The sequence below is a fragment of the Adlercreutzia rubneri genome (genome assembly GCF_009755265.1).
Lineage (GTDB): Bacteria > Actinomycetota > Coriobacteriia > Coriobacteriales > Eggerthellaceae > Adlercreutzia > Adlercreutzia rubneri.
Map to the genome: position 1 here is coordinate 35,073 of NZ_WPOO01000007.1, position 17,547 is coordinate 52,619.

Annotated in this window: 16 protein-coding genes and 1 tRNA gene; 13 read left to right on the forward strand and 4 right to left on the reverse strand. The window is 64.4% G+C overall.

The features are described 5' to 3' along the window. Positions 1–32 precede the first annotated feature (32 nt). Together GO707_RS05735 and GO707_RS05740 are read left to right on the forward strand one after the other, a co-directional pair. Positions 33–368, forward strand: coding sequence for a hypothetical protein (locus GO707_RS05735; protein ID WP_157012474.1), 336 nt, complete (start codon positions 33–35; stop codon positions 366–368). Beyond that, positions 355–774 carry a DUF4405 domain-containing protein gene (locus GO707_RS05740; RefSeq protein ID WP_157012475.1) on the forward strand — a complete coding sequence of 140 codons (420 nt, stop codon included), beginning with the start codon at positions 355–357 and terminating at the stop codon, positions 772–774. Before GO707_RS05735 ends, GO707_RS05740 begins: the two co-directional genes overlap by 14 nt. Positions 775–821: 47 nt before the next feature. On the opposite strand, the gene GO707_RS05745 is transcribed toward GO707_RS05740, so the two are convergent. Continuing rightward, on the reverse strand, positions 822–3,584 hold the full coding sequence (locus GO707_RS05745) for an excinuclease ABC subunit UvrA (RefSeq protein ID WP_157012476.1): 2,763 nt from the start codon (positions 3,582–3,584) through the stop codon (positions 822–824). 63 nt (positions 3,585–3,647) lie between these two features. After that, positions 3,648–3,723: transfer RNA gene (locus GO707_RS05750), tRNA-Thr, on the reverse strand. A gap of 356 nt (positions 3,724–4,079) precedes the next feature. On the opposite strand from GO707_RS05750, the gene GO707_RS05755 reads away from it, so the two are divergent. The 8 genes from GO707_RS05755 to GO707_RS05790 all read left to right on the forward strand — a co-directional run bounded on the left by GO707_RS05755 (position 4,080) and on the right by GO707_RS05790 (position 14,821). Beyond that, positions 4,080–6,350, forward strand: coding sequence for a MurT ligase domain-containing protein (locus GO707_RS05755; protein ID WP_157012477.1), 2,271 nt, complete (start codon positions 4,080–4,082; stop codon positions 6,348–6,350). A gap of 230 nt (positions 6,351–6,580) precedes the next feature. Next, positions 6,581–8,281: an LCP family protein gene (locus tag GO707_RS05760; RefSeq protein WP_232325627.1), complete on the forward strand. Its 1,701-nt coding sequence runs from the start codon at positions 6,581–6,583 to the stop codon at positions 8,279–8,281. 76 nt (positions 8,282–8,357) lie between these two features. Next, positions 8,358–9,143: an exodeoxyribonuclease III gene (locus GO707_RS05765; RefSeq protein ID WP_157012478.1), complete on the forward strand. Its 786-nt coding sequence runs from the start codon at positions 8,358–8,360 to the stop codon at positions 9,141–9,143. A 3-nt stretch (positions 9,144–9,146) separates the two neighbouring features. Continuing rightward, a complete protein-coding gene (gene rlmH / locus GO707_RS05770; protein ID WP_157012513.1) occupies positions 9,147–9,617 on the forward strand; it encodes a 23S rRNA (pseudouridine(1915)-N(3))-methyltransferase RlmH in 471 nt (156 codons plus the stop codon). Positions 9,618–9,807: 190 nt separating this feature from the next. Continuing rightward, positions 9,808–12,273: a molybdopterin-dependent oxidoreductase gene (locus tag GO707_RS05775; protein ID WP_157012479.1), complete on the forward strand. Its 2,466-nt coding sequence runs from the start codon at positions 9,808–9,810 to the stop codon at positions 12,271–12,273. A gap of 7 nt (positions 12,274–12,280) precedes the next feature. After that, positions 12,281–12,841 (forward strand): 4Fe-4S dicluster domain-containing protein, encoded by a 561-nt coding sequence (locus GO707_RS05780; protein ID WP_157012480.1) that lies wholly within the window; start codon positions 12,281–12,283, stop codon positions 12,839–12,841. Positions 12,842–12,961: 120 nt separating this feature from the next. Continuing rightward, positions 12,962–13,660 (forward strand): Crp/Fnr family transcriptional regulator, encoded by a 699-nt coding sequence (locus GO707_RS05785; protein WP_114540087.1) that lies wholly within the window; start codon positions 12,962–12,964, stop codon positions 13,658–13,660. Between the two features lie 6 nt (positions 13,661–13,666). Beyond that, positions 13,667–14,821 (forward strand): MFS transporter, encoded by a 1,155-nt coding sequence (locus GO707_RS05790; RefSeq protein ID WP_114540088.1) that lies wholly within the window; start codon positions 13,667–13,669, stop codon positions 14,819–14,821. Between the two features lie 15 nt (positions 14,822–14,836). On the opposite strand, the gene mscL is transcribed toward GO707_RS05790, so the two are convergent. Further along, entirely contained in the window at positions 14,837–15,316 is a 480-nt protein-coding gene (mscL, locus tag GO707_RS05795) for a large conductance mechanosensitive channel protein MscL (RefSeq protein WP_157012481.1), read from the reverse strand. Between the two features lie 115 nt (positions 15,317–15,431). Here mscL and folE point away from each other — a divergent pair, with 115 nt between their 5' ends. Next, positions 15,432–15,995 carry a GTP cyclohydrolase I FolE gene (gene folE / locus GO707_RS05800; RefSeq protein ID WP_335878762.1) on the forward strand — a complete coding sequence of 188 codons (564 nt, stop codon included), beginning with the start codon at positions 15,432–15,434 and terminating at the stop codon, positions 15,993–15,995. Positions 15,996–16,103: 108 nt separating this feature from the next. Next, entirely contained in the window at positions 16,104–16,379 is a 276-nt protein-coding gene (locus tag GO707_RS05805) for an ACT domain-containing protein (RefSeq protein WP_157012482.1), read from the forward strand. 106 nt (positions 16,380–16,485) lie between these two features. Here the strand turns inward: GO707_RS05805 and GO707_RS05810 are convergent, their stop codons facing one another. Then, positions 16,486–16,869 (reverse strand): winged helix-turn-helix transcriptional regulator, encoded by a 384-nt coding sequence (locus GO707_RS05810; RefSeq protein ID WP_157012483.1) that lies wholly within the window; start codon positions 16,867–16,869, stop codon positions 16,486–16,488. Between the two features lie 116 nt (positions 16,870–16,985). Between GO707_RS05810 and GO707_RS05815 the strand changes: the two genes are divergently transcribed. Then, positions 16,986–17,546: a flavin reductase family protein gene (locus GO707_RS05815; RefSeq protein WP_157012484.1), complete on the forward strand. Its 561-nt coding sequence runs from the start codon at positions 16,986–16,988 to the stop codon at positions 17,544–17,546. Position 17,547: the final 1 nt, after the last annotated feature.

A 17,547-nucleotide genomic window follows, 5' to 3' on the forward strand; every position in this document is an offset into this window, starting at 1 on the left:
GGCTGCTGGCCGCTGCGGTCGTAGGTGCCGTCGTGGTCGGTGCGGTGGGGGTGGGGTTTGCGGTTGCGCCGGATTCGGGGCTGCATCCCCTGACGGCTGACGTTGCTTGTCCGGTAGCGGGTTGCACGAACGGTGCGTGCCACGGATACGACGCCGTTCCCGAGCCCGACGGGCACAGCGAGATGCGCTGCCCCGAGGCTGGCTGCACATCGGTCGAGTGTCATGGGTGGGAGACGCTCGCGAGGCGCTACCACCAGGCCTCCGACATGTCTTTGAATCTGTGGATACTCATGCCCATAGTGCTGGTGCTGGGCCTTTGGGTGGTATCGCGTCGTTTGTCGAAAGGGGAGCGGCATGCGGGCGCCTAAGGTCATTTTCGATATTGTGTTGCTGGCTCTCTATTTGGTGGCGGCGAACCCGGCGTTGACGGGAGTGCCCTTTCACGAATATCTTGGGGCGGGCATCTTCGTGCTCATGGTTGCCCATGTTGTGGCGAGCGGTGAAGGCCTGGGCGGCCGCGGTCGTTGGGCGCAGCGCGTGCTCAACGGGGCGTTGCTGGTCGCGCTCGCGTTCTGCGTCGTATCGGGAGCTATGGTGTCGGGGACGCTGCTGCCTTCTTTGGGCTTCTATGCGACGGGCTACTATTTCTGGGGCCCATTGCATGCCCTATCCGCCAAGGTGCTGCTCGCTGCCCTGCTCGTCCATATTGTCTTGCGCACGCCGGCTGCCGCATCGGTACTCCGTAGAGAGCTGGCGAGAGAAAACGAGAGGTAGGTATGCTGGCGAGCGCTCGCTCCTTCGCTCTCTCGCTCTTCAGCTCCTTAGCCTTCCAACTCCCTCGCAAGGTAGCGACCGGTGAGGCTCATCTGGTTGGCGGCCACTTGGGCCGGAGTGCCCTCGGCGACGATGCGGCCGCCGGTCTCGCCACCGCCGGGCCCCATGTCGATGACGTAGTCGGCGTTGGCGATCATGTCCAGGTCGTGCTCGATGACCACGACGGTGGCGCCGTGCTCGATGAGCTTCTGCAGCACGCCGATGAGCGTTTCCACGTCCAGCGGATGCAGCCCGATGGTGGGCTCGTCGAAGATGAAGAGGGTGTCGTCCTGGCTGCGGCGCATCTCGCTGGCGAGCTTCAGGCGTTGGGCTTCGCCGCCGGAAAGCGCTGGCGTGGCCTCGCCCAAAGTGAGGTAGCCCAAGCCCAAATCGTGCAGGATCTGCAACTTGTCCCACACCTTCTTCAGGTGGGCGAGCGCGGAAAGCGCCTGGTCAACGGTGAGAGTGAGCACCTCGGGAAGCGATAAAGTGTGCACGCTTTCGAAATCGCCGGCGTGAGATCCTTCGACTCGCTTCGCCTGCTCAGGATGACATGATGAGCCTCCGTAGGGGGCGACCTCGGTCGCCCCTTGCCCGGAAGCACGGTGACTCGCAGTTGGGAGGGCGGACCAAGATCCGTCCCTACGAAGAGTCATGTCCGAAGCTGTCTCTGTTTCATGGGCCGCGTTGCGCTCCATTTCGGCGTTGGCGGACAGTTCGACGTCGCCTTCGATGGCCATTTGGATGGCGTAGGCCTCCCGCCCGTAGCGGCTGCCGCGGCAGTCGGGGCAGGGGATGTCCACGTCGGGGAGGAACTGCACGTCCAGGGAGATCTGTCCCGTGCCGTCGCAGGTGGGGCAGCGCAAAGATCCGGTGTTGTAGGAGAACGCCCCGGCTTTCAGCCCCTGCTCCTTGGCGTTCGGCAGGGCGGCGAAGGCGCGGCGCAAATCGTCCAGCACGCCGGAGTAGGTGCCCACGGTGGAGCGCACGTTCACGCCGATGGGCGTGGCATCCACCAGGTCGACCCGCGCGATGCCCGGCGCATCCACGGACAGCACATGCCCTGGCAGTGTCGTGCCGGCCAGTGACGCCTTCAGCCCGGCGACGAGGCTTTCCAGCACGAGTGTCGTCTTGCCCGAGCCGGATACGCCGGTCACGCAGGTCAGACGCCCTTTCGGAATGCGCGCTTCCAACGGATGCACGGTGTGGATGGCGTCGGTCTCCAATGCGATGGCCCCTTCGTCGAAAAGATGCTCGGGCGCGACGGGCGTGCGCACCCGCACCTTCGCCGTTCCCGCCAAAAACGGCCCGATGCGACTGACTGGGCTCGCTTCCACGTTGGCCACCGACCCCTGGGCGATGACGCGGCCGCCGTCGGCGCCCGAACCGGGGCCGATCTCGATGAGGTGATTCGCGTGGCGCAACACGGCCACGTCGTGATCCACCATCACCACGGAGTTGCCGTCGGCCAGAAGGTCGTCCATGACCCCGAGCAGCCCCTCGATGTTCGCCGGGTGCAGCCCGATAGAGGGCTCGTCCAGCACGTAAAGGACGCCGGTGGTGCGGCTGCGCACGGCGCGCGTGAGAGCCACGCGCTGGCGTTCGCCGTTCGAAAGCGTCTCGCTGGCGCGATCGAGGGTGAGGTATCCCAGCCCCAGCTGCTCCAGCCTTTGTATGGGCTCGGTCGTCTCGCTCGTGATGGAGTCGCACATCGGGCGCATTTCCGCCGGCAGCCACGGGGCCACGGTGGGAATCCAGTCGCGCAGCTCGTCCAGCGACAAGGCCGTCACCTGGGCGAGGTTGCGCCCGTCGATGGTGGACGTGCGCGCCTTCTCGGACAGCCGCGTGCCGTGGCAGTCGGGGCACACCGACTCGCACAGGAACTTCGCCACGCGCGCCATGCCCTTCTCGTCCTTCGCCTTTGCCAGCGCGTTTCTCACGGTATTCACGGCGCTGTAGTAGGTGAAGTCCAGCTCGGTGGCATGGTCTTTGTTCTTGGGAACATACAGAATGTGGCGCTTTTCCATGGGGCCGTGCAGTACGATGTCCTTCTCGGCATCGGTCAGATCCTTGTAGGGCACGTCGGTGCGCACGCCCATCTCGCGGGCCACCTGGGGCATGAGCGACCACATGAGGTTGCGCCAGGGGGCCACGGCGCCCTCTTCCAGGGTAAGGTTGGGATCGGCGATGAGCGTGGACTCGTCGATGTCGCGCACAACGCCGGTGCCGCCGCAGGTGGGGCAGGCGCCGCCGCTGTTGAAGGCGAGATCCTCGGCGGAGGGGCCGTAGAATTCCACGCCGCAGGTGGAGCAGGTGATGGGCAGATCGGCCGCCACGTTCAGGGTCGGCGCGTTCACATGCCCGTTGGGACACACGTGGCAGCCGAGGCGCGAGAACATGAGACGCAGGTAGTTCAAAAGCTCCGTGGAGGTGCCGAAGGTGGAATGGACGCCGGGAATGCCGGGCCGCTGGCGCAGGGCGAGGGCGGCAGGCACGTGCAGCACCTCGTCCACGGTAGCGCGTCCGGCCTGGGAAATGCGCCGGCGCGTGTAGGTGGAAAGCGCCTCCAGGTAGCGGCGGCTGCCCTCGGCGTATAGAACGCCCAGCGCAAGCGAGCTTTTGCCCGAGCCGGAGACGCCCGCAATGCCCACGAGCTGCCGCAGCGGCACGTCCAGCGAGAGGTTCTTCAAGTTGTGCACCCGCGCCCCGCGCACCTCAATGGCGGTAGGCTCGGTGAAGGCAAGAGGCGTGGCGGTTTCGATGTGTTCCATGGAGGCTCGATTCTCGCGCGATATGCAAAGCGCCCCGCGGCGGGGCGGGGCGCTTTCGAATTCTGGAGCCAACGAGCGGATTCGAACCGCTGACCTACGCATTACGAGTGCGTTGCTCTACCAGCTGAGCCACGTTGGCGAGAGTGCTTCTTGCGAAGCGGCTGTTTAGTATAGCGAACTGGGCGATGCTGCGCAAGCATTTGGAGCTGCGAATTCCTCTTTCGCGCACAACGGTGAAGGTGAATTGTGCCGAATTGTGCCGAATTGTGCCGCCTTCGGGAGTGGCGGCCTTCAATGGCCCTTCGGCACTTCAACATTTCGGCTGAATCTGGAAAGGCCGTGGGTTGAGGCGGGGGAGGGCGCTCCAACGCTATACTGGTCGCCATCGAAAAAACGGGGAGTGTGGCTTGAAACTCGCGGTGTGGTAGCACAGTCAAGCCGCTTAGGGTGACCTTGAGCGCGGCCGCCTCCTCTTAAGAGCAACGAGGTGCATTCATGAGCTTGAGGTTTTCGCTTGCGAAGGCGGCCGGCGCCGTTTCAACCTGGGGGCTGCGTCATGTGGCGAGGCGGCCTGCGGCTAATCTGCCGGGGAAGATCGCGCTCGCCATTGATCCGTCGCTGCTCGACGAGCTGCGCGGCAAGTGCGCGCAAGGCTCGGTCATCACCGTGGGCACCAACGGGAAGACCTCGACGAACAACCTGCTTGCCGACGCCTTCGAAGCTGCCGGGTGCACTATCATCTGCAATCGCACAGGGGCGAATCTGGCTGCGGGCATCACCTCGGCGCTTCTGCAGCAGCCGGCTGCCCAGTGGGGCGTTTTCGAATGCGACGAGCTGTGGCTCGCCCACGTGCTGCCCCGCCTGCGCTCGAACTATGTGCTGCTGCTGAATCTGTTCCGCGACCAGCTCGACCGCTGCGGCGAAATCGACCGCATCCAAACGTCCATTGCGGGGGCGTTGGCCGCCTCGCCGGACACCGTGCTCGTGTACAATGCCGACGACCCGCTGTGCGCCCGCATTGCCGACGAGGTGCCCAACCGCACGGTCGCCTATGGCCTGGACGAGTCCATGGGCCTGGCCCAGAACACCGTGACCGACGCCCAGATGTGCCAGAAATGCGACGGCATGGTGCGCTACCATTACCGCCAGTACGGCCAGCTCGGCGACTACTTCTGCGACCAATGCGACTTCGCGCGCCCGACATTGGACTTCGCCGGCCGCGACATCGCCATCGGCCCCGCTGGCGTGACCATGGAGGTCTGCGGGCCTGCCGGCTGCGAATCGGTGCACACGCCGCAGCCGACGCCCTACGCCGCCTACAATCTCGTGGCCTCTTATGCCCTTTGCCGCGAGGCGGGCATTCCCACGGCCGATTTCCAGCGGGCCCAGGATGCTTTCAACCCGCGCAACGGGCGCCTGCAGCGTTACCGCCTCGGCGGTCGCGACGTGCTGCTGAATCTGGCGAAGAACCCCACGGGCTTCAATCAGAATTTGAAGATCGTAGAAGCTGACCAGGGTCCCAAGATGGTGGCCTTCTTCATCAACGACCAGGTGGCCGACGGCCATGATATCTCGTGGATTTGGGATATCGATTTCGAAGAGCTTGCCGGACAGCCGGGCACGGTGGTGTTCGCTGGCGGCTCCCGTGCCCACGACCTGGCGGTGCGTTTGAAGTACGCCGGCATCGAGGCGGCGGTGATCGAGAACATCGAAGACGCCTTCTCCCGCCTGGGGGCGCTTGTGGCCGCGGGCACCCTGCCGGCCGACGCCGCCGTCTACGCCATCGCGAACTACACGGCCCTCCCCCAGGTGCACGCCGCCCTGAACGCCATGGAAGCCGCCGAACCCGCTGTCGCCCCCGCCCCGACGCCGGCCCCGATCGCCGAGGCCGCCGGCGCGAGTGCCGCTCCCACCTCGTGTCATCCTGAGCGCAGCGCCGAAGGCGCGGAGCCGAAGGATCCCGCAACCTCCGAGCCTTCCGCAACTCCCGCCTCTCTCGCATCTGAGGAATCCCCTGAGCCCCCCGTCATCATCGCCCATATGCTGCCCGACCTGCTGAACCTCTATGGCGACGGTGGCAACGTGCGCATCTTGGAACAGCGCCTGCGCTGGCGTGGCATCCCCGTGGAAGTGCGCCGCATCCAGCACGGAGAGGCGGTGGACTTCTCCCAGGTCGACCTCGTTTTCATGGGCGGCGGCCCCGACCGCGAGCAGAAGCTTGCCAGCGAGCAGCTGCTGGCGATGCGCGACGAGCTGGCCGTCTATGTGGAAGGAGACGGCCCGCTGCTCGCCATCTGCGGCGGCTACCAGATTCTCGGCCGCCAGTGGCTGTGGGGCGACGAGCTCGTGCCCGGCCTCGGCCTCATCGACATGGAGACGCGCCGCCCCGGCACGTCCGCCGACCGCCTCATCGACAACATGGTGCTGGAATCCCCCCTGGCCGCCCATCCTGTGGTGGGCTACGAGAACCACGCCGGCCGCACTTACCTGGGCGAAGGCGTGGAAGGCTTCGGCCGCGTCGTGTCCTCCTGCGGCCACGGCAACAACGATGACGATCGCGTGGAGGGCGCGCGCTACAAGAACGTTGTGGGCACCTATTCCCACGGGCCGCTGCTTTCTAAGAATCCGGAAGTGGCCGACTGGCTGCTCGCCCGCGCTCTCGAACGCCGTGCGGGGCGCACCGGAACCCCGGCCGCCGATCTCGCTCCTCTTGATGATGGCGCCGAGCTCGCCGCCAACGCCTCCATGGTCAAGCGCCTGTCGTAGGAGACGCTTCAATGCTGACGCTCCTGCTCGGCGCATCCGTGGCGAAGTTGTGGGCAATCTGCCGTTCTCCTATGGCTTTTCACTGGTAATGGGGCCCATTTTGTTGCGCCGTTCGGCAATTCTTTGCCAAAATGTTACTTCGAATTGAGCAATTCTTGGTTTTGCGGTGCTGCACGGCTTGCGGTTCTGCTCGCCAAGGAACACGAACCACGAAAGCGAGACCTTCCAGGATGGCCGAAACTCCAGGCAAGAACAACCCTCGTGCCCAACACGCATCCCAGCCCGTGGGAAAGTCGAACAATCCGAGGCATTCGCAGCCCGTCGGCGCCAACAACCCCCGGAACTCCCAGCCCCTTGGGAAGGCGACCAACAATCCGCGCCATTCCCAGCCGGTAGGGTCGAACAACCCCCGCCATTCGCAGCCCGTCGGCTCGAACAACCCGCGGCACTCCCAGCCGCTGCCCAAGCAGCCCGCCCTTGAAGGCATGGCGGCCAATGCCGTGCCGGCGCTACCGCCCATGGCCGAGCCCAACCCCTATTCCCGCGGAGCCACCGGCGACGACTACGCCAAGGACCGTCGCCGCAAGAAACGCCGCCGCATTCTGCTGGGCGTGCTGGCCTTCGTGCTCGTGGGCGTGCTCGGCGCCACCGGGGCCGCTTGGGCCTACATCTCCGGTATCGAGCAGGAGATGAACGAGGACATCACCCCCGAGGTCGTGGAAGCCTTGGAGGCGCCGGCCGAGTACGACGGCGGCACCTTCTACATGCTGCTCATGGGCACCGACAAGTCGGCTGCTCGCGAGCAATCGACCCAGTATGCTGGCGATACCTTCCGCTCCGACTCCATGATCCTCACCCGGGTCGATCCACAGAACAAGAAGGTCACCATGGTGTCGATGCACCGCGACACTGAGATCGAGATCGAGGGCTACGGCCTGCAGAAGCTGAACGCCTCCTACGCCATCGGCGGCCCGGCGCTCGCCATCAAGACGGTCTCCCAGATGGCCGGCGTGCCCATCTCCCACTACGCCGAGATCAACTTCGACGGCTTCGAGGATGTCGTCGATGCCCTGGGCGGCGTGGAAGTGGACGTGCCCATGGAGATCAACGACGACGAGGCCGGCGGACACGTGGATGCGGGCGAGCAGACGCTGACCGGCGAAGAGGCGCTCATTCTGTGCCGCTCGCGCCACTCCTATGACGAGTACGGCGACGGCGACCGCTACCGCGCGGCCAATCAGCGCCTGGTGCTGGGCGCCATTGCCAAGAAGATTCTCTCGACCGATCCGGCCACCATGGCCAACACCATCAGCGCGCTTTCCCAGTACATCACCACCGATTTCAAAGTGGGCGATATCGTGGCGCTGGCTACCTCCATGCAGGGCATCGATCCGTCGAAGGACATCTACTCCGCCATGGAGCCGACGATCAGCGAGTATAAGAACGACACGTGGTACGAGCAGCTTGACGTGGCGGCGTGGAACACCATGATGGGCCGCGTGCGCGAGGGCTTGCCGCCCACCGAGGCTGACGAGGTGGACGAGTTGAACGGCACCGTGCTCGCTAGCGTTGGCGACGGCAAGGCGGCCGCCAGCGACAGCGAGGGCGTTCGGGGCGCAAACGGCACGCAGCGCCAGACCTTCGGCGAGACGCGCACGGGTATCGTCACCATCAAGAACGGCAACGGCATCAACGGCGTGGGCGCCGAGGCCCTGGAGCGCATCAAGCCGCTCGGCTACACCGCCGACGCCTCGAACGCCAACAGCTTCAGCTATGAGGAGACGGTGGTCGTCTTCGACACGCCCGACCAGCGCGTTTACGCCGAGGAGCTCATCGATGCCCTCGGTTGCGGGCGCGCCGTGCAGAACACCGACGGCGAGTATGTCTACGACGGCGACTTCCTCATCCTGATCGGTTCCGACTGGCAGTAGTGGGGGTTCCGTCCGCCCTCGTCGAGTATTATGGAAGGCCCCGGATAGTCCGGGGCCTTTGCAGTAAAGGAGTCCCATGCGATTTGTTTCGTGGGATGTGAACGGCATTCGCGCCGTGCTGAAGAAGAATTTCCTGGAGGTGTTCGACGCCTTTAACGCGGACATCTTCGCCATTCAGGAGACGAAGTGCCAAGTGGGCCAGGTGGAGTTGGATCTGCCAGGCTACCACCAATACTGGAGCGCCGCCGAGAAGAAGGGCTACTCGGGCACGGCGGTGTTCACCCGCGAGGAGCCGCTGCGGGTGCTGCACGGTTTGGGCAACGAGTATCTGGATGCCGAGGGACGCATCGTGGCCTGCGAGTTCCCCCAGTTCTGGTTCGTGAACGTGTACACGCCGAACTCCCAGATGGAGCTCGCGCGCATCGATCACCGTATGGAATGGGACGATGCCTTCCGCGATTTCTGCAAGGGGCTTGAGGCCGGCGTGCTGCCCGACGGCGCCTCCAGCGACCCGAAGCCGGTGGTGATGTGCGGCGACTTCAACGTGGCCCATGAGGAGATCGACCTGAAGAACCCGGGCCCCAACCGAGGTGCGTCGGGTTTCTCCGACGAGGAGCGCGGGAAGTTCACCGAGCTTGTGGACGCCGGTTTCACCGACACCTTCCGCCTGCTGCATCCGGACGAGACGGGCCGCTATAGTTGGTGGAGCTACCGGTTCCGCGCCCGGTCGACGAATGCGGGATGGCGCATCGACTACTTCCTCGTGAGCGATGCGCTGCGCGATCATGTGGTGGCCGCCAGCATCTACGACGACGTGGAGGGCTCCGACCACTGCCCGGTCGGCCTCGAGCTGGATATATAAATGCTGAAGATAACTGTCGTTGCCGTGGGCAAGCTGAAGGAGAAGTTCTGGGTGGCGGCCTGCGACGAATACTTGAAGCGGCTGCGCCCCTACGCGAAGGTGGCCGTGACCGAGATTCCCGATGTCGATCCGGCCCGCGCCGGCGGCGTGGAGGCGGCCCGCGAGCGCGAGGGGGCAGGCATTCTGGCGGCGGTGCCGGAATGCGCGCACGTCATCCTCATGGCCATCGAGGGAAAGCAGCGCTCGAGTGTCGACTTCTCCCGCCACCTGGACGATTTGGCCCTGCGCGGCGCAAGCGAGCTTGCCTTCGTCATCGGCGGTTCCGACGGCGTGAGCGATGCGGTGCGGGCACGCGCCGACGAGACGTTCTCTTTCGGCCCCATCACCCTGCCCCACAACTTGGCCCGCGTCGTGCTGCTCGAGCAGCTCTACCGCGCCTTCAAAATCTCCCGCGGCGAGCCCTACCACAAGTAGCGCCGCTTTTCGACGTCTAGTCAAAAGTGGGAAAGCGGTGTGCCCAGTTTTGGGCAGAAGCCCGCGCGTCCCCTTCCTATACTGACCTCATTCGCCAAGAGGGGGTGCAATCACGAGGGACCGCCCTCCTCTTATAACGACCCGGCGCCGCAATGCGCGTCGCCGCTCTTACGAGAGAAAGAGGAGGAGTATGGAAGAGAAAGAGCAATTCGCTCCCACCGAGATCGTGAAGGACGGCAAGGTCACGCGCCGCACCTTCGTGAAGGGCGCGGGCTGGCTGACCATCACGTCCGCCATCGGCGCCAGTGCCCTTGGCTGCGCCCCGGCCCAGAAGAGCGAGAGCGAAGATGACAAGCTGGCCGAGACCGGCCCGGTGGCCGATCCCGAGGAGGGCTTCACCTACAAGAGCGCTTGCTGCTCGGTGAACTGCACCTCGCGCTGCCATCTGCGCGCCCGCGTGAAGGACGACAAGATCTACACCGTCACCCCCGGTCAGATGCCCGGGCGCGACGATTACGCCAACTGCTGCCTGCGCTCCATCGGCCTGGGCACGCGCACCCACGACGAGAACGTGCGCGTCATGCATCCCATGAAGCGCACCGGCGAGCGCGGCAGCGGCGAGTTCGAGCAGATCACCTGGGAGCAGGCCATCGACGAGATCGCCGAGCGCATGGAGGCCACCAAGGCGCAGTACGGCCCTAAAGCCTGCGGCTTCTACTCGTTCACGGGCAACCTGTCGAAGCTTTCCTGGGAGGCGCCCACCCGTTTCGCCGGCACCTACGGCGGCACCGCCTTCGATATCGAGGGAATCATGGGCGACCACGGCGCCACCATGGGCATGACGCTGTGCTTCGGCCAGGGCCGCGGCGCTCACGACACGCGCGACTATATGAACTCGAACATGGTGGTGCTCTGGGGCCGCAACGTGGCCGACACCCACACCTCCGAGTTCCGCTACCTTGTGAAAGCCCGCGAAAACGGCGCCAAGATCGTCGTGGTGGATCCGCGCCTGTGCTCCACGGCGGCCATCGCCGATCAGTGGATCCCCATCAAGGCTCAAACCGACCCGGCGCTGGCCCTCGGCATGATGAACGTCATCATCAGCAAGGACCTGCACGCGAAGGACTGGCTCGTGGCCAACTCCGTGGCGCCCTTCCTCGTGCGCGAGTCCGATGGCGCGATGCTGCGCGACGGCGAGGGCGAGGACGCCGCCTGGATGGTGTGGGACACGGCGGCCGGCAAGGCGGTGCCCAACACCACCGAGGGCGTGACCGCCGCGCTTTCCGGTACCTTCGAGGTGAACGGCGAGACCTGCCGCACCGCCTTCGACCACCTGTGCGACGAGGTGTCCAAGTACACGCTGGAGTACACCTCCGAGATCACGGGCCTCGACCCCGAGGTCATCGAGAACTTCGCCATGGAGTACATCAACGCCCAGCCGGCCGGCATCCGCATGGGACAGGGCATGCAGCGCGTCTACAACTCCCATTCGCCCTTCCGCACCGTGGCCACGCTGGCCGCTGTGGCCGGCTACATCGGCGTGGAGGGCGGCGGCGCGTCCCACGCGGGCGGCACGGCGTCCATCCGCTCGACCCCCGGCATCACCATCCCGGCGTTCAACTACGACGAGTGGGCGAATACCGGCGCCAACGAGGTGAACATGGTGAAGAGCTCGACGCTCTACGACCAAATCATCACCAAGCAGCCCAACCCCATCGATTTCATGTGGTTCGCGAACTCGAACTTTATCAACATGAGCCCCGATGCCAACAAGATCATCAACGAGGTGCTGCCCAACATCTCCACCATCGTGACGGTGGATCCCTACTGGACCTGGACGGCGAAGTACTCGGACTACGTGCTGCCGGCCTGCAACTATTGGGAGAAGTGGGACTTCCTCGATCGCTCGCCCTGGGTGTTCTTCCAGAGCCCGGCTGTGACGCCGGCGGGCGAGAGCAAGTCCGACGTCGAGATCATGTCCCTGCTCGCTGCCAAGGTGGGCCTGGGTGACTTGTGGAACAAGACCGACGAGGAATGGGTGCGCAGCTTCGTGAACGAGGAGCATCCGGCCTGGGAGGGCTTCGATTTCGACAAGGCCGTGGAAGAGGGCATCTGGGGCCGCCCCGACGGCATCTACGACTCCCAGATCGTCTTCGCCGACGGCGTGTTCCCCACGCCTTCCACGAAGTTCACCTTCTACAACGACGACTTGGTGGAGTTCGAGGAGGAAGTGCCCTGCTACAAGCCGATGCTGGAAGACCCGAAGGGGCCTCTCGGCGAGAAGTACCCGCTCGTGTTCTTGCAGTACCACGATCGCATGAACGTGCACACCCAGCACATCGGCATCCCGGCGCTGGCCGGCATTCAGGACGAGCCTCTGCTGGAGATGAACCCGGTGGACGCCAAGACCCGCGGCATTGCCGACGGCGACGTGGTGAGTATCGTGAACGATCGCGGCGCCTGCAAGATGAAGGTGTTCGTCACCGAGGGCATCGTGCCCGGCACGGTGGCCACCCAAAGCGGCTGGACGCCCGACTACACCATCGAGGGCAACTACCAGACGCTGACCCACTTGACGTTGAACCCCACGGAAGAGCACATTTCCCAGACCTGCACGGCATTCTACGACGTGCTGGTAGAAGTAGAGAAGGCGTAGGTGCGACATGGCTAAGCAATATGGAATGGTGATCGACACGACCCGCTGCATGGGCTGCCAGACCTGCGCGGTCGCCTGCAAGGTATCCAACGACGTGCCCGGCGAGCTGTACTGGGCCCATGTGGAAGGACTCGAGGGCGACCTGTACCGCCCCACGGGCACCTTCCCGAAGGTGAAGATGAACTTCCGTCCCACGCTGTGCAACCACTGCGCCGAGCCGGCCTGCGTGGCCAACTGCCCCACCGGCGCCATGGCCAAGCGCGAGGACAACGGCGCTGTGGTGGTGGACCAGGAAGTCTGCATCGGGTGCGGCACCTGTGTGAACTCGTGCCCCTACGAGGTGCCGCAGATTGACGAGGCGGCCGGCGTGTCCTCGAAGTGCGCGATGTGCTTCGATCGCTTGGACAACGACCATCGTCCCTGGTGCGTGCAGGCCTGCCCGGCCGAGGCCCGCATTGTCGGCGACCTGAACGATCCGGAAAGCGAAGTGTCGAAGTACATCGCCGAGAAGGGGGCTCAGCCCTACATGCCGGAGAACGGCACCACGCCTTCGGTCTATTACGTGTAAGCCCTCCCTCCTACAGGGGCAGCGACGCTCAGTCGCTGCCCCTGTTCGCTTCGAGGGAAGGCGCTTTGGTACAATAAGATCGCGGACGCGGGGGATCGGCCGCGAGAGGGGAGGGGAACCATGACGTGGACAGGGAAGAACGAGGTGCTCGACGAGGTCATTGGCCGCGCCGAGCTGGAGCGCATGCTTGACGAGGCGGGAGCCACCTATACGTCTCGGCGGATTCCGGCGGGCGCCATGGTGTTCTGGAGCGGCGAGCCGGATGGCAACCATTACTATGTTGAAAGCGGCTCGGTGGAGCTGTACGGCGTCGATGCCGCCGGGCGCAAGAAAGTCATCGACCGCTACGGTCCCGGCATGTTCTTCGGATTCCATATCCTGCGCGACACCAATCTGACGATGTCGACGGCGCAGTGCTTGGAGGACAGCCGCATTCTGGCCATTCCCAAGGAATCGTTCTTCAAGTTGCTTCGCGGGGGCTCGGATTTCTCCGAATACTGCGTGCGCTATTTGTTCGGGCTTTTGTCCATGCAGACCAACGAGATGCTGAACCAGTCGTTCTACGTGACGGCCCAGCGAGTGCCCATGTTGCTCGCCAAATTGGCGGCCGAGCGTCTTGCGGAAGACGCGGCGCAGCAAATGGTGGTGCTTCCCTACAGCAACAACGACATCGCCGACATGCTCGGCGTGAGCCGCAACTCGGTCACCTCGGTCGTCTCGCGCTTGCAGGCCCAGGGGGTCATCGAGAAGCAGCGCAGTGCCATTCGCATCATCGATGCGCAACGCCTCGCCGAGATTGCCCAGCTCGAGCAGGAGTAGCGGACTATGGGCCGGCAACTTGCCCCACTGTTTTTCGCCGCCTTCCTCGCTTACGGCTACAACAATATCTTCATGACGCTGACCCCCTCTTTCGTGGTGGCCGCAGGAGGGACGTTGGCGGAAGCGGGGCTTCAGAACAGCGTGTATCTGGCCGCGGCAGTCCTCTTGCGCTTCGCCTTCGGCCCGGCGGCGGATCGGTGGGGCACGAAGCCGGTCATGCTCGTGGGCCTTGCGTCGTTTGTGCTCGGGGGCATTCTGTTCCCGCTGTGTGCCGAGTTCTGGCAGATGCTTTTGGTGCGCTGCGTGCAGGCGGTCGGCCTTGCTTCTTTCTGGTCGTCGGCCACAGCCACCGTTTCGGAGGCGGCGCCGCCCCAGGCGCGGGGCCGCTGGCTCGGCCTGTATCGCCTGACGACCTCCGCCTCGCTTCTTCTGGGGCCTCTTGTGGCGTTCGGGCTCGTGAAGGCCGCGGGGTTCGCCGCGTGCTTCTGGATGCTTGCTGGATGCTCTGCTGTTGCCTTGACTTGCGTTGGCGCCATGAGGCTCCCTCGCCGTCGACGCGAGCGGCTTCGGGTAAAATCCCCCTGTGTGGAAGGCTCGCTTTCTCTATCGGGAGTTGTTGGTATGGCGGTGACCGGGACGTTTGTCGCTGCCATGGGGTACGGGCTGCTGTTCAGTTTTGGAGGCACCTTCATCTCGGCTGCCGGAATGACCGAAAACGAGGGATGGTGCTTCACGCTTATTGGGCTCGGGGGCCTTGCGGCCAATCCCGTTGCCGGCATCCTCTGCGATCGCCGCGATGCGCGCCGGCTGTTCGGCGTCCATGGGCTGCTCATGGGGATGGGCGTTGCGCTCTTCGCCGTGGCGGCATCGTCTTTGCCAGCCCTTGTCGTTTCGGGCCTTTGCATCGGCTATGGCTATGCGGGCGCCATGGTGTGCGCCCAGGCTATGATTGCTCGCCAGGTGGCGGAAGGCCGCCAGGCGACGGCGCTCGCCCTGCAGCAGAACGCCATCGACGTCGGCATCGCCTCCGCGAGCGCTCTGTATGGAGCGGTGTTTTCCGTTTTCGGTGCTGCAGCCGCCGAGCCCTTTGTTTGCCAGGCATGTCTTATCGCGCTCGTCGGACTGCTGCTAGCGAAGCGTTGGGCGTCCCCGGCCCGATGACCGGCGTGCTGATCGCTACTTCTTCACGATCTCGATGGTCACCTCGGCCGGGGCGGGCAGCTCGGCGGTGCAGTGGGGGCAGCGGGTGGCGCCCACGTTGATCTCTTCAAGACAGAAGGGGCAGGTGGGGGCATGCTCGATGACTTCCTCGCCCTTGGCGTTTTTCAAGAAGGGCAGCTTCGCCGTGCCGTCCTTCATCTTGTTGAAGGCCTTCACGATCATGAACGCGACCCAGGCAACAATGAGGAAGTTGATGATTGCGCTGATGAAGGCCCCGAAGTCGATGCCGTTCTCGGTGCCGGGCACGGGGATAGTAAGGCCGGCGACGTCGGTGCCGGCACCTCCGGTGATGAGCTTGATGAGCGGGTTGATGATGTCGTCGGTCAGCGACGTGACGATGGCGGTGAACGCCGCGCCGATGATGATGCCGACGGCCATGTCGATCACGTTGCCGCGGTTGATGAACTCTTTGAACTCGGCCAGGAGGCTTTTCATGGTCGATCCCTTCTTGCGTGAAACCTTCTGCCAAGGTATTATGCCGCTCTTTTGCCGTGTGTCCATAGCGTCGTGATAACATGGCGCCAACCGTTTACAAGGAGTTACGACAACCGTGGATACAGCGAAAATCGAAGCAGGCGTCCGCCTGATTTTGGAAGGCGTCGGGGAAGACCCCGAGCGCGAGGGGCTGCGGGAGACGCCGGCGCGCGTGGCCCGCATGTACGAGGAAGTGCTGGGCGGCTTGGAAGAGGATCCGTCGCGGCATTTCGACGTGACCTTCGACGAGGGCCACGAGGAAATCGTGCTCGTGGGCGACATCCCCTTCTTCAGCATGTGCGAGCATCATCTGGCGCCGTTTTTCGGGAAGGCGCACGTGGCCTACATCCCTGGCGCGGACGGGCGCATCTGCGGCATCTCGAAGCTGGCACGGCTTGTGGACGGCTTCGCCAAGCGCCCCCAGGTGCAGGAGCGCCTGACCGGGCAGATCGCCGACACGCTGGTGGAAGCGCTGCATCCCGCCGGCGTCATCGTGGTGCTGGAGGCCGAGCATATGTGCATGTCCATGCGCGGCGTGAAGAAGCCGGGCGCAAAAACGACCACGCGGGCCGTGCGCGGCTGCTTCGAAACCGACGCTGACGCCCGCGCCGAGGCGCTGTCGCTGATCTTCCGAAAGTAGCGCCCGTCCGTGTCGTTTCGGCACGCATGAAGCATCTGCTCGCGTCATTCTGGGCGAGCGTAAGCGAGTCGAAGGATCCCCAACGACCCAACCAGAAAGAAGGTTCCCATGAAGTGCGTCATCTCTGTTCTCGGCAAGGACCGCTCCGGCGTGGTGGCCGCCATCGCCACCACGCTGGCCGACTGCGGCGCCAACATCGACGACATCTCCCAGACGATTCTCGGCGAGGGCCGCATGTTCTCCATGACCATGATGGTGACCCTCGATCCCGCCGTCGCTGACTTCAACACCGTGCAGGAGCGCCTGGCCGCCGACGGCGAGCGCCTGTCCATGCAGGTTCTCATCCAACGCGAGGACGTCTTCCAGGCGATGTACCAAATCTAGGGGATCGCGCGAACCCAGAGTCCAGCCCTCGATGCGTTTGCGTAGCTGCTCGGGCTCGATGCTTCGGGCGTCCAGGTGCGGCTGCGGTGCGACTGCGCGGTAGCGACTACCGAGGGCGATGGGCTTCGCCCCAGGTGCACATTTGGTCGAGCACTTCCATGAGCGAGGTGCCCAGCTCGGTGAGGGAGTACTCCACCTTCGGGGGAATCTGGGGGTACTCGGTGCGCGCGATGAGGCCGTCGCGCTCCAGCTCCTTCAGGTTCACCGAGAGCGTCTTGTCGGAAATGCGGCCCAGATAGCGGCGCATTTCGTTGAAGCGCACGGGCTCGTATTCCATCAGGCAGTAGAGAATCACCATCTTGTGCTTTCCCTGAATGAGGGAGAGCGTGTAGCTGTAGCCCGTCTGGGAGAAGTCGGCCTCGGCGATGGGGCGTGCGCTGTCTGTCAGGGCTGGCGCGCAGGCCGCGTTCGACGGGATGTTTTCTGTCATGTTTCGCTTTCCTTAAAGATAGTACCTAACTAATAAACCAGTACTAGCATTCGTTTCCCTCGTATACGATACTCGAAGCGAACGGAAATGCAAAGCCTTCGGGAAAGGATGCAAGCATGAAGAAGGACCTGGGCAGTGCGAGCGAGCTGTTCCCCCAGTCGGTGTTCATCGTGGCCAGCTACGATGAGGCTGGCGTGCCCAACGCCATGAACGTGGCTTGGGGCGGCGCGTGCACGCGCAACGAGATTGCCATCAACATCGGCGACCACAAGACCACCGAGAACATCCTGGCCAAGGGCGCCTTCACCGTGGCGCCGGCCGATGCGGCCCATGTGGTGGAGGCTGACTACTTCGGCATGGCCACGGGCCGCACCGTGAACAAGGCCGAGAAGTCGGGGCTGACCTTCGTGCCGTCGGAGCATGTGGATGCGCCTGTCATCGAGGAATTCCCCCTCACCATGGAGTGCATCGTGCGCGATGTGCAGGACTGGGGCGGCGAGAAGCGCTTTATCGGGGAAGTGGTGAACACGCAGGTCGACGAGGCGATCCTCGACGAGGAGGGCCGGGTCGATTTCGCCCGCATGCGCCCCATCGTGTACGACTCCACGCGGCGCATCTACCGCGTTGTCGGCGAGGAAGTGGGCGGCGCCTGGGACGCCGGCCGCCCGCTGATGTAGC